At 65.9% G+C, this 13,355-nt stretch carries 8 protein-coding genes; 3 read left to right on the top strand and 5 right to left on the bottom strand.

The features are described 5' to 3' along the window. Window positions 1–44: 44 nt before the first annotated feature. Window positions 45–938 (bottom strand): NHL repeat-containing protein, encoded by an 894-nt coding sequence (locus ACEN9G_RS14045; protein WP_413344279.1) that lies wholly within the window; start codon window positions 936–938, stop codon window positions 45–47. Between the two features lie 153 nt (window positions 939–1,091). Between ACEN9G_RS14045 and ACEN9G_RS14040 the strand changes: the two genes are divergently transcribed. Then, the gene (locus tag ACEN9G_RS14040) at window positions 1,092–2,837 is read left to right on the top strand and encodes a ClcB-like voltage-gated chloride channel protein (RefSeq protein WP_483126713.1); all 1,746 of its coding nucleotides are present in this window, start codon (window positions 1,092–1,094) and stop codon (window positions 2,835–2,837) included. Window positions 2,838–2,967: 130 nt separating this feature from the next. After that, window positions 2,968–4,503, top strand: coding sequence for a rhamnogalacturonidase (locus tag ACEN9G_RS14035; protein ID WP_413344724.1), 1,536 nt, complete (start codon window positions 2,968–2,970; stop codon window positions 4,501–4,503). Window position 4,504: 1 nt separating this feature from the next. Here ACEN9G_RS14035 and ACEN9G_RS14030 read toward each other — a convergent pair whose 3' ends face one another. Further along, window positions 4,505–5,182, bottom strand: coding sequence for a methyl-accepting chemotaxis protein (locus tag ACEN9G_RS14030; RefSeq protein WP_413344722.1), 678 nt, complete (start codon window positions 5,180–5,182; stop codon window positions 4,505–4,507). A gap of 344 nt (window positions 5,183–5,526) precedes the next feature. Further along, on the bottom strand, window positions 5,527–6,027 hold the full coding sequence (gene ssb, locus ACEN9G_RS14025; protein WP_105380070.1) for a single-stranded DNA-binding protein: 501 nt from the start codon (window positions 6,025–6,027) through the stop codon (window positions 5,527–5,529). A gap of 470 nt (window positions 6,028–6,497) precedes the next feature. Between ssb and uvrA the strand changes: the two genes are divergently transcribed. Further along, complete coding sequence (uvrA, locus tag ACEN9G_RS14020) at window positions 6,498–9,344, top strand: excinuclease ABC subunit UvrA (RefSeq protein WP_413336849.1); 2,847 nt, start codon at window positions 6,498–6,500, stop codon at window positions 9,342–9,344. 38 nt (window positions 9,345–9,382) lie between these two features. Here the strand turns inward: uvrA and ACEN9G_RS14015 are convergent, their stop codons facing one another. After that, a complete protein-coding gene (locus tag ACEN9G_RS14015; protein WP_483126712.1) occupies window positions 9,383–10,594 on the bottom strand; it encodes a cyanophycinase in 1,212 nt (403 codons plus the stop codon). Between the two features lies 1 nt (window position 10,595). Beyond that, window positions 10,596–13,346, bottom strand: coding sequence for a TonB-dependent receptor (locus ACEN9G_RS14010; RefSeq protein ID WP_413336846.1), 2,751 nt, complete (start codon window positions 13,344–13,346; stop codon window positions 10,596–10,598). Window positions 13,347–13,355 lie beyond the last annotated feature (9 nt).

Below are 13,355 nucleotides of genomic sequence, written 5' to 3'. Positions count from 1 at the left end.
TCTCGACGACGAACGAGGATACGGCATTTCGACACCCGGCCGCGCTATGGCCGGCCGCGACGCGAAATCCGCAGAATGCGGTTCGCATAGTAGTCGGACACATACAGGGCGCCGTCCGGACCGAATACGAAGCCAGTCCCGCTCGACGGGCCGGGCACGAAGCCAGTCCCGATCGTCATCGCCTTTCCTCCAGGCGTGAAGCGTAGCAGCGTGGTGCCGCTCAGGACGTACAGCGGCCCCGGCATCGCGGCGCCCGCGATGCCGGGAAAGGCGAGATAGGTGTCCAGCCCGGCCAGGCCGGTGGCGAAAGCATCGTCCACGAGACGGCCATCCGGGCCGTAGATCCGGATCGTACCGTCGGCGAGCGCAACGAAGATCCGGTTGCGCGTATCGATGGCGATGCTGCCGGGACGTGTCGGCGTCTCGAACAGGACGGTCGGCGGGGCTCCGGTAGTGCTCAACACGCGTGGCCGGTCGTCCGAAAAAACCAGGCGCCGGTGACGGTCGAACTTCATGTCGTCGACATCGTCGAAGCCGGTGTCGAAGAGGACCGATGACGTCTCGTCGGCATGGATCGCCGCGAGGACGCCGCCACCGCCGACGAAGACCGCAAACTTGTGCCCGCCGATGTGCGTGGCGGCGTCGACGAGCACGGCGTCCGGATCGGTCATTGGCGGACCGAACTCCGTCACCGGCTGCCCGCCGGGTCCGACACGATGGATGCGCAGTCCCGGCTGGCGCCCGACATACAGTGAGCCGTCCGGTGCGAACGACAGTTTCATGGGCTCGGGAACATGGGCATACACCGTGACACGGTACGGGGCGGATACGCTCGGCAACGGGGGCTCACGGCCCCATGCATGGCCGGACGCCGCCATGATGATGACGGCAACGAGGATGAGCAGCGGACGGACCAGCCGGAGCAGTGGATACGGCATGAGAACCTCCGGGTCGGAATGCGCACACGGCGCTGAAGCGATCCTAAGTCGTACCGTCGGCGTCGGGTTGACATCCCTCAAATGCAGATCGCATAACGCAGCGCGCATGCTATAGTTGCCGACCTGGTCCGCGCCGGGCTCCGCCCCCTCGTCATGAATGCTCCTTTGCCCGATCGCCTGCGCACGCGGCTCTCGCTGCTGCTGCGCGCCAATGCCATCCTGCTGTGGGCGGCGCTCGTCGGCTTCGTCGGCGCGCTGGCGACGCTCCTCTTCCGCGACGGTCTCACGCTGCTGCAGGCGCTGCTGTTCGGCCGCAGCGGCTCGTTCGTCGACATCGCGACCGCACTGCCCTGGCAGGCACGCCTGCTGATGCCAAGCGCGGGCGGCCTGCTGGCCGGCTGCGTGCTGGTGCTGGCGCGCCGCCATGCCGGCGGTGCGCGTGCGGACTACATGGAAGTGGTGGCCGTCGGCGACGGCAAGGTGCCGGTGCAGCTTACGCTCGTGAACAGCGTATCGTCGCTGCTGTCGATCGCGTCGGGCGGCTCGATCGGCCGCGAAGGCTCGATGATCCAGCTGGCGGCGATGAGCGCGTCCGTCGTCGGCCGCATCGCCCGTTTCAATACGGAGCGTCTGCGCCTGCTCGTGGCGTGCGGCGCGGCGGCGGGCATCGCCGCGGCCTACAACGCGCCCATCGCCAGCGCGTTCTTCGTCACCGAGATCATCCTGGGGGCCATCACCATGAACAGCCTCGGGCCGATCATGGTCGCCGCCGTCGTCGCCAACATCACCATGCGCCGCCTGCCCGGCTATCATCCGACGTACGAGATGCCCGCGTTCGCGCCCATCGCCAACCTGGAGGTCGTGTGGTTCGTCGCGCTGGGCGTGCTCGCGGGGCTGATCGCGCCGGCCTTCCTGGTCGCGTTGCAGCGCACGCGCGGCATGTTCGCCAACAGCGGCCTGCCGCTGCCGCTGCGCCTCGCGCTCGGCGGCCTGGGCGTGGGCGCCATCTCCATCTGGGTGCCGCAGGTCTGGGGCAACGGCTACAGCGTCGTGAACGCGCTGCTGCACCAGTCCTGGCTATGGCAGGCCGTTCTCGTGGTCCTCGTCTGCAAGATCGCGGCGACGCTGCTCACCAGCGGATCCGGCGCCATCGGCGGCATCTTCACGCCCACGCTGTTCGTCGGCGCGGCCGTCGGCCATTTGTTCGCGCTGGTGCCGCAGGCGTTGACGCCGGAAACGGCCGCCGCGCCGGCCGCGTTCGTCGCCGTCGGCATGGGCGCCCTGCTGGCCGCTGCCACGAGCGCGCCGCTGATGGCGATCCTGATGATCTTCGAGATGACACTCAGCTATGCGTTGATGCTGCCGCTGATGCTGGCCTGCGTCGTCGCCTTTGCCGTCGCGCGGGCCGTGAACGGGCCGTCGATGTACGAGATCACGGCGCGCCGCGCGGCCGACGAGCAGGAACGCGAACGCCTGCGCGCGATCCGGATGCAGGAACTGATCCGCCCCGCCGACACCGTCCTGCCGCTCGATGCCTCCATCGCGCAGGCCGCCGCGCTGTTTCGCCAGCACCCCGTGAAATACGTCTACCTCGTCGATGCCGCCCGGCGCTACCGCGGCGTGGTGGCGCTGCACGACGTGGCCGCGCTGTACGAGCGGGACGAGGCATCCTCCCGCACCTGCGCCGACATCGCCCGGCCCGACGCCCTGCCCGTCGTCACCGCCGACATGGGCCTGGACGACGCGCTGCGCCAGTTCATGCGCCACTTCGGCGAGCGGCTGCCGGCCGTGCGCAGCGCACTCGACCCCGAGCTGCTCGGGGCCGTGCACAAGACGGATGTGCTGGATGCGTATGTCAGGCTGAATCGGGCGCCGCTGGGGATGCAGGTGGAGGCATAAACTGCTTGCAGATATATTGTGAGATCGATAACATCGAGAGATTACCCACTCTTCCGCGTATCGGTCCATGAGCACACTTACCCGCCGTCGTTTGCTTGGTTCAGCCGCCCGACTGGCGGTCTCGCTTCCCATGCTGTCCGCCTTCGGCAACGCGCAGGCGCAAGCCGCAGCGCGCCACGACGTGCGCGACTACGGTGCCCGCGGAGACGGCAAGACGGTCGATTCCGGCGCCATCAACGCCGCCATCGAGGCGGCGGCCAGGGCGGGTGGCGGCACCGTGCATGTCCCGCCCGGGCGCTACCTGTCCGCATCGATCCGGCTGCGCAGCCGCGTCACGCTGCATCTGGAGGCGGGCGCGGTCATCGAAGCGGTGGACTGGAAGGTCGCGCCGTACGACCTGCCGGAACCGAATGCCGCGGGCGGCAACTACCAGGACTTCGGCCACAGCCACTGGAAGAACAGCCTGATCTGGGGCATCGGCCTGGACAGCGTTGCGATCACCGGCACCGGCCACATCGATGGCAAGGGACTGAACCCGGGCTACCGGAAGCTGCCCGACGGGAGCATACGCTACGACGCGGACGGCGGGCCGGGCGAAGGCAACAAGGCGATCTCGCTACGCGAATGCAATAACGTCCTGCTGCGCGACTTCGGCATCTTGAGAGGGGGCCATTTCGGTATCCTGGCGACCGGATGCAGCAACGTGACGGTCGATAATCTGCGCATCGATACCAATCGCGACGGCATGGACATCGATTGCTGCAGCAACGTGCGCATTTCCAGGTGCAGCGTCAATTCGCCCTGGGACGACGGCATCTGCCTGAAGGCGTCGTATGCACTGGGCCGGATCGCGGCCTGCGACAACATCACGATTTCGGATTGTTACGTGGCCGGGAATTTCGACGTCGGCACGCTGCTGGACGGGACATTCAAGCGCAGCACACCGGACTACCACTCGGGCCGCGTCGGGCGGATCAAGCTGGGCACGGAATCGAATGGCGACTTCAGGAACATCACGATCACCAACTGCATCTTCGACGATTGCCGCGGCCTCGCCATCGAAAGCGTGGACGGTTCGCACATCGAAGACCTCACGATTTCCAACATCACCATGCGCAAGGTGGCCAACGATCCGATCTTCATCTGCCTCGGCGCGCGCCTGCGTGGGCCGGATGCGCCGCCGGTCGGGACCATCCGGCGCGTCAACATCAGCAACATCGTCGTCTCGGGCGCCCAAACGGGTTTTACCAGCACGATCAGCGGCCTGCCCGGTCATCCGGTCGAGGACATCCACCTGTCGAACCTGCGCTTGCACGTCGAAGGCGGCGGCACGGCCATGCTGCGCGACGTGGTCCCGCTGGAAAAGCCGACAGCGTATCCCGAGCCGGGCATGTTCGGCCCGTGCCCGGCCTATGGCCTGTACGTGCGCCATGCGGCCGGCATCGACGTCGACCACGTCACGGTGACGTATGCGCAGCCCGAGGCGCGCGCCGCCTTCGTGCTGGAGGATGTACGGGACGCCGTCTTCAGCGCGGTCAATGCCCAGCCGGGCAGCGACGGCGCGGCGCTGTTCGACCTGCGGTCGGTGACGGACTTCACGGTGCGCGACGCGCGCAGGGTCCAGGACCAGCACGTTTCCGACACCGTGCAGCGCCAGCGCATCTGATTCAGTAGGCGAGCGAACCCTCCAGCGCGGTCTGCACCAGCGCATCGATCTCGCCGGTGACGTTGGTCATGGTGCTCGCTACCACGGCGAACTCCCTGCCGACGTCGCCGGCGCGCGCAGCAACGACCTGGGCATTGAAGGCGACCATGCGCGCCTGCCGCGCGATGGTCTTGATGTCCCCCATCAATTCCTGCATCTGCCTGCGCTGCAGCAGGGCATGGCGCTTGGACTGTTCCTCGTACACGAGGGTCAGCGCATTGAGCACGGTGAGCAGCGGCGTCGCGCTGCGCACCAGCTCATCGAGCAGCGCGGGCGCGCGCCGCGACGTCGTGCCGATGGCGTCCAGCGTACTCTCGGCCAGTGCGATGAAGTCGCGGATGATCTGGTCGCCCCGCATCGTGCCGAAATACGCGTCGCGCAGTTGCTGGCAAAAGATGCCCGGCAAACCCTGCTTGCCCTGCACGAGCGTGACATGCGCGTCCCGGAAGGCCGCCAGGGTGTCGCGGGCAGTCTTGTCCGCGCCGTCATGGCCGAGTGACGCCAGCACGGAATACAGCACCACCCGCTGTGACGTGAAACGGCGCCGGCCGGACAGGTTGATCAGGGCGCCGAACACGTCGCCGGACAGTTTGACGTCGGGCTGGGCGGTGGATACGGCGGGGAGAGTTTCTGCGTGCATGCTGGGCTCCGATCGGTGTGACCGCCGGCGGCGGCTGATGCAGTAGCTGATGCAGGTTTTATGCCAGCCAGATTGGTGGCGGCTGTAGTTACATGCACTAACTTGAATCAAACTCTGGGGACGATTTGCACCCGGGGCGTGAGGCAGCCCACATATTGGGCAGGCTCGCCCCGTTTGTTCACGATTTTTTCTTGTTCACGTAACGTGAACACACTGAAAAGATGAACGCTCAAGACCTGTGTGGCGCAATCAGGCACACATTGGTAACCCATCGGCATGTACAAAGAAAAAGCCCGCTGTTCTTCCGAAGAGCGGGCTTTCATCAGTGGACAACGAGGTCGCGCTTAGAACGGGATATCGTCATCCATATCCGAGAAGTTCGGTGCCGGTTTCGGCTGCGGACGTGCGGCCGGGGCCGGCGGGGCCTGGCGCGGGGCCGGGCGGCTCGGCGGGGCATCGTAGCCACCCATGTCGTCGCCACCACCGTAGCTGTCGCCGCCGCCCATGCCCTGGCGGCCGCCCAGCATCTGCATGTTTTCAGCAATGATGTCGGTGGCGTAGCGCTCGATGCCGTCCTTGTCGGTGTACTTGCGGGTCTGCAGGCGGCCTTCCACGTAGACCGACGAACCCTTTTTCAGGTACTGGCCGACGATTTCGGCGAGGCGGCCGAAGAACGAGATGCGGTGCCACTCGGTCAGCTCTTTCTGCTCGCCGGTGTTCTTGTCCTTCGATTTGTAGGACGTGGCCACCGCGATGTTGGCGATGGCGTCGCCGCTCGGCATGTAGCGGATTTCCGGATCGCGGCCGAGATTGCCGACGATGATGACCTTGTTAACTGATGCCATTTTGTAAAGCTCCTTTGGATGATCCCTGACTCTGCATGAAGACTAAGCGTGAGGGAAACTGTTGATATTGCGTCCGCTATTATGCTGGTCAGTTGCCTCATAAAGCAACTGGTTCCGCACTGACCGGACACCCGGGTCGCAGCACCCGATCAGACCTCGTAGATGGGGCCAAAGTGCCCATTTTGGAAGAGATATGCATCAATAGGACCACCGAAAATTTTTTCTGTTTTCTGGTGAGTCTGCCATTGAATTGCCCCGCTCCCGGACCACATACGACACGCGCACGTTATACCGGAACGGCAGATCTTGACAGGTCGTCATATCATGCTGTTAAGCCTCGCAGACTTTTTCGAGGGTCGGCATACCACTGTAAATAAAAACAGGTAAACTAGTGTGCTTTCCCGTTCGGCCCGCTCACCTGTGCCATTCGTGCGCCGGCCCCGCAACCATTCGAAAGCCTTCAAACAACAATGGAAGAAATCCGTATCCGCGGCGCCCGCACGCACAATCTCAAGAACATCAACCTCGACCTGCCGCGCAACAAGCTGATCGTGATCACCGGCCTGTCGGGTTCCGGTAAGTCGTCGCTCGCCTTCGACACGCTGTATGCCGAAGGCCAGCGCCGCTACGTCGAATCGCTGTCGGCCTATGCGCGCCAGTTCCTGCAGCTGATGGAAAAGCCGGACGTCGACATGATCGAGGGCCTGTCGCCCGCCATCTCCATCGAGCAGAAGGCGACGTCGCACAACCCGCGCTCGACCGTCGGCACCGTCACCGAGATCCACGACTACCTGCGCCTGCTGTACGCGCGCGTCGGCACGCCCTACTGCCCGGATCACCCGGAAGAGCCGCTGGCCGCGCAGACCGTGTCGCAGATGGTCGATGCCGTGCTGGGCATGCCGGAAGGGACCAAGCTGATGATCCTGGCGCCCGTCGTGGCGAACCGCAAGGGCGAGCACGGCGACCTGTTCGAAGCGATGCAGGCGCAGGGCTTCGTCCGCTTCCGCATCCAGAGCGGCACGCACGCAGCCAAGATCTACGACGTGGACGACCTGCCGAAACTCAAGAAGACGGAAAAGCACACGATCGACGTCGTCATCGACCGCATCAAGGTGAATGCCGAGATCAAGCAGCGCCTGGCCGAAAGCTTCGAGACCGCGCTGCGCATCGCGGACGGCCGCGCCGTCGCGTACGAGATGGACACGGAGAAGGAGCACATCTACTCGAACAAGTTCGCGTGCAACGTCTGCGGCTATTCGCTGCAGGAGCTGGAGCCGCGCCTGTTCTCCTTCAATAACCCGATGGGCGCCTGCCAGGAATGCGATGGCCTGGGCCATATCGAGTTCTTCGATCCGAAGCGCATCGTCGCGTTCCCGAACCTGTCGCTGGCGTCCGGCGCCGTGAAGGGCTGGGATCGCCGCAACCAGTTCTACTACCAGATGCTGACGAGCCTCGCGTCGCACTACGGCTTCGACCTCGACAAGCCGTTCGAGCAGCTGCCGAAGTCCGCGCAGGACGTCGTGCTGTTCGGCTCCGGCAAGACGTCGGTGCCGTTCGCGTACGTGAACGAGCGTGGCCGCACGGTGATGCGCGAGCACACGTTCGAAGGCGTCGTCAACAACCTGCAGCGCCGCTACCGCGAGACGGATTCGATGGCGGTGAAGGAAGAGCTGGCGAAGTTCATCAACGAGAAGGAGTGCCCGTCGTGCGGCGGCGCGCGCCTGCGCACGGAAGCGCGCTACGTCAAGATCGGCAATGGCAAGCAGCAGCGCGCCATCTATGAAGTCGCGAAGACGCCGCTGCGCGACTGCCTGACCTACTTCGACGACCTGAAACTGACGGGCGCGAAGAAGGACATCGCCGAGCGCGTGATCAAGGAAATCGTCGCGCGCCTGAAATTCCTGAACGACGTCGGCCTCGATTACCTGTCGCTGGACCGCAGCGCCGACACCCTGTCGGGCGGCGAAGCGCAGCGCATCCGCCTCGCGTCGCAGATCGGTTCCGGCCTGACGGGCGTGATGTACGTGCTCGACGAGCCGTCGATCGGCCTGCACCAGCGCGACAACGACCGCCTGATCGCCACGCTGAAGCACCTGCGCGACATCGGCAACAGCGTGCTCGTGGTGGAACACGACGAAGATGCGATCCGCACGGCGGACTACATCGTCGACATGGGTCCGGGCGCGGGGGTGCACGGCGGCGCCGTGATCGCCGAAGGCTCGCTCAAGGACATCATGAAGAGCAAGGAGTCGCTGACGGCGGCTTACCTGTCGGGCAAGAAGAAGATCCACGTGCCGAAGAAGCGCACGCAGGCCGACCCGGACCGCCAGCTCGTCATCACGGGCGCGACCGGCAACAACCTGAAAAACGTGTCGCTGGAGCTGCCGGTAGGCCTGCTGACGTGCGTGACGGGCGTGTCGGGTTCCGGCAAGTCGACGCTCGTGAACGATACGCTGTACCCGGCCCTGTCGCGCCACCTGTACGGTTCGCAGACGGAACCGGCGCCGCACGAGGCGATCCACGGCCTGGAACACTTCGACAAGGTGATCTCGGTCGACCAGGCGCCGATCGGCCGCACGCCGCGTTCGAACCCGGCCACGTACACGGGCGTGTTCACGCCGATCCGCGACCTGTTCGCGACGGTGCCGACCGCGAAGGAACGCGGTTATTCCGCGGGCCGCTTCTCGTTCAACGTGAAGGGCGGCCGCTGCGAGGCGTGCCAGGGCGATGGCGTGATCAAGGTCGAGATGCACTTCCTGCCGGACGTGTACGTGCCTTGCGACGTCTGCCACGGCAAGCGCTACAACCGCGAGACGCTGGAAGTCCAGTACAAGGGCAAGAACATCACCGAAGTGCTGGACATGACGGTCGAGGATGCGCACGAGTTCTTCAAGCCGGTGCCGGTCATCGCTCGCAAGCTGCACACGCTGCTGGACGTGGGTCTCGGCTACATCAAGCTGGGCCAGAGCGCGACCACCTTGTCGGGCGGCGAGGCGCAGCGCGTGAAACTGTCGCTGGAACTGTCCAAGCGCGATACCGGCCGCACGCTGTACATCCTCGACGAGCCGACGACCGGACTGCACTTCGCCGACATCGACCTGCTGCTGAAGGTGATCCACCGCCTGCGCGACCAGGGCAACACGCTCGTCATCATCGAGCACAACCTGGACGTCGTCAAGACGGCGGACTGGATCGTCGACCTGGGTCCGGAAGGCGGCGCGGGCGGCGGCACGATCGTCGCGCACGGCACGCCGGAAGACGTGGCCGACAATCCGGACAGCGTGACCGGCAAATACTTGAAACCGCTGCTCAAGTAACCCACGTCGTCCCCGCGCAGGCGGGAACGACAGTCTTGCTACTCCACCGTATAAAACGGCTGGTGCACCCGCACCGGCCGCACGTCCATCCGGATCCGGTAGATCGAATACGCATCCTCGCGGTTGGTCACGTATTCCGCGGTGTCCGGCACGCGCGTGAACGTGAACTCGAAGCCGCGGTCCGGCGACTGGCTGTCCGGCCCTTCGAACGCCACGCCGACGGCCCGCTGCAGATCGCTGTCCACCAGTTTCTCGAGCAGGTCCGCGACCGCCGTGTTGCCGAGGATGTCCGTATAAAAGATCGGCGCGCGGTGCTCGACGTACTGCCGGTCCACGGGCTCCTTGCCCGGTCCCGGCGTGTACGTCCGCGTGGCCAGGTTGAACCGGTCGCCGCTGTCCAGGTAGCTGATGCGTGCATTGGCGAGATTGAATCCCGGCTTCGATTTGTCCGTCGTGGCCCCGGCCAGATCGAGCACGAGCGCGCCGCGGTAGCCGATCACCGTCACGTCGCGCGACGGTCCCACGACGGCCGCCGTGTTCTCGTCGATGCCCAGTCCCAGCGTATAACCCTTGGCCAGCATCGCGGGCAGCATGCGGCCGAAGCGCCCGCGCGCGAGCAGGTGCTGGTCGACGAAGACGTCGTCGCCGACGAAGCCGAGGCCCGGCGCCACGTCCTTGCCGTCCGCCACGCCGTTCTTCAGCACGGGCATCACTTCCAGCGGCGGGTCGTAGAACATGGTGCTGCTCATGATGGCCGCACCGGCGCTCGTGCCCGCGACGACGCCGCCGCGCCGGTACAGCGCCCACAACGCGTCCAGCACGGCCGTGTTGCTGCCGTCCGCACGCCGCAGCGAACCCGTGATGCGGGCTTGATCTCCGCCCGTGAAGAACGCGCCGCCGGCCTTGCGGATCGCGTCGGCCAGCGCTGGATCGTCCGCGGCCTTGCGCACGTCCGTCCCGGCCAGCATGGGCGCGACCGGGACGACGAACGCGCGCGCGCCGTAGCGGTTCAGCGCGTCCACCGTGAGCTGGGCTTCCTTCGCGGGCGTCTGCGCGGCCGTCGGGAGCACGGCGATGCGCGCGCCCTTCCCGCCCGCCAGCGCGACGATCTTCTCCCACACCTCGGCGTTGTTGACGCGCAGGCCGCCGCCGATGATGACCAGCGATCCTTTCGGCGGCCCGGCGTCGGCCGCCATCACCGCGCCGGCGCATACCGCCAGCGCCAGCGCGACACCCAGTTTCTTCAGCATGTCAGCGGAACGAGTAGTTCACGCTCACGAACGCGCTGCGGCCGCGCGGGTCCGTGTAGCTCGGGTCGTACCCGGCCAGGAAGAACCAGGCCTGGTTCGAGAACGGCGGATCCGCGTTGAACATGTTCAGGACGCCCGCGCGCACCTTGAGCTGCTTGCTGATCGTCCAGCTGCCCGTCAAGTCCCACAGCGAGTAGTACTTCACGTGGTTCGGCGCCAGCAGCGTGTCCGTGTACGGGTCGTAGGTCGTGTTCTGGTCCGTGTAGCCCATCGAGTACTGGTTCGCCAGCGTGAGCGTGACCGGGCCGTTGTCCCACTCGAAGTTCACGCGGTGGCGCCACTTCTGGATCGCCTGGTCGTTCAGGAACACGCCCAGGTTCGTGCGGAACGGTTCCTGCGGACCGAACTGGCGGTCGTAATGCAGGATCAGCGTGCCGGACAGGTTCACGCCGAAGCGGCCCCACGGTCCGCGCTCGGAACGCCAGTCGCCGGCGATGTCGAAGCCCGACGTCCTGAGCTTGCCCTGGTTTTCCTTCATCAGCAGGATGTTGGAGATGAAGCCGTCCTCGTCGCGCTGGATGTACTTGCCGTTGTACGCTGCCGGGTTTTCGATGATGACCTGTTCGCCCAGGGTGCTGATCACGTCGCGCTTCTCGATGTTCCAGTAGTCGATCGAGAGACTCGTGCGTTTAACAGGTTCGAACACGACGCCCAGCGAGAACTCGCGCGATTTTTCCGGCTTCAGGTCCGGATTCGAGCGGCGTTCCACGTTCCACTGGTCGGTACACGTGTCGATGCTGCCTTCCTGCTTCACGCACTGCGGGTCGGTCAGGATGCCGGCCGTCGTGCCGAAGATCGTCGGGCGCTTCAAGTCCGACAGCGACGGCGCGCGGAAGCCCGTGCCCGCGGACGCGCGCACCAGCAGCGACTGCATCGGCTGCCAGCGCAGGCCGATCTTCGGATTGGTCGTGTTGCCCACTTCGCTGTAGTGGTCGTAGCGCACCGCGAACTGCATCTCGAGTTCCTTGGTGAACGGCGCGACCACCTCGGTGAACACGGAGGCCACTTTTCTCGTGTTGTCCGCCGTCTCGACGTCGGCCAGCTCGCCGGCCGGAATGGTGCTGTCGCGGTCCCCCTGGATGTTATTCGAGCGCAGCAGGTCCGACGGCCTGAACGTCTGGTGTTCGTGGCGCAGTTCGCCGCCGACAGCCAGCGCCAGGTCGCCGCCGGCCAGCGTCGTCAGGGAGCGCGACATCTTGCCGTCGAGGGAAGTCGACACGCCCTTCGCATTGCGTGCTTCGTCGTTGACCCGGATCTTGTTGATGAGGTCCCGGCCGGCCTGCGACGACGGCCCGAACGGGTTGATCGCGCCCGAACGCACGCCGGCCTCGAACTGGTCGTACAGGAAGTAGCCGTCGACGTACTTGTCGATGGCCTTGTTCTCGGCGCGGCCCAGCGCCACGTCGTAGTCCCAGCCGCCCAGGGTGCCCGTGGCACCCAGCAGCAGGCGCTGGCCGGTACTCGTCACGTCGTTGGTGCGGTTGCCCGCTTCCGCCATTCGGTAGCGGATCCGGTTGACCGTGGCGGGCAGGCCGGGCGCCGACAGTGCGTTGCGGTATGCCTCCGGCAGGATGCTGACGGGCAGGTTGCGCAGGGTCGACACCGGGTTCGGCGACAGCACGTATTTGGTCTTGGCCTGCGTCTGCACCAGCTCCGCGAACAGCTGGTTGTCCGGATCGAGCTGGAAGGTCGCGCGGCCGATGAAGCCGATCTTGCGCGAGTCCGGATAGATCTCCGTGTCTTCCATGTAGTCGTAGCTGCAGCCGGCCACGCCGCCCGGCCCCTTCTCGGCATACACGGTGGCGGGCGGATTGCACTTCGGCGCGCTCGGGTTGACGCGGCTCGCACGGCTGCCGGCCGGCAGCAGGCCCGCGCCGATCAACGCGGCACGCTGCGCGGCCGAGATGTCGATATTCGCCGGGAAGGTGTTGCTGGACATCTGCGCCGGCAGCGTCGTCGCGAGCGGATGCTCGGAAATGAAGCGGCGCTGGCCCGAACGCAGGCGGTCGAGCTGCTGGATGTCGAGCACGCCGAACACGTTGAAGCGGTCGGTGGTCAAATCGCCCGTGCCGCCGCTGAGGCTCAGCGTCTTCTTGCCCGCCCCGCCCTGCTGCGTGCCCGCGGCCGACGCGGCCAGGTCGATGCCCGTGTAGTCCTTGCGCGTGATGAAGTTGATCACACCGCCGATGGCATCGGTCCCGTAGATCGCCGATGCGCCATCCTTCAGCACCTCGACGCGCTGGATCGCGCCGGCCGGGATGTTATTGAGATCGACGCCCGAGTTGTCGCCGGGCGACGCGAAGTTGGCGAGACGGCGGCCGTTCAGCAGGATCAGCGTCGACGACACGCCGAGGCCGCGCAGGTTGGCACCGTTCAGGCCGCGCTGGCCGGACGTGCCGTCCGTGATGCTCGGGCCGTCCGTCACCGGCGCCGTGTTCGCGCTGATGTTCTTGACCAGTTCCGCGGCCGTGGTCGCGCCCATCTTCTCGATGTCCTCGCGCGAGATCAGCTGCACGGGCAGCGCGGTCTCGGTGTCGATGCGCTTGATCGACGAGCCGGTGATCTCCACGCGGTGCATCTTCGGTTCGTCCGCCTGCGTCTGCGTTTGCGCGGTGGCGTGCTGCGACGTCAAGACGGCGACGGCCGCCGCCAGTATGGTCGGTTGCAGGGCTCTCGAAATGTGCTTGGTCATGCGGTGCTC

This window comes from Massilia sp. Masssp94 (assembly GCF_059491305.1).
Note: the sequence above shows the minus strand (reverse complement) of the source record. Positions and strands in the feature narration are given on the sequence as shown.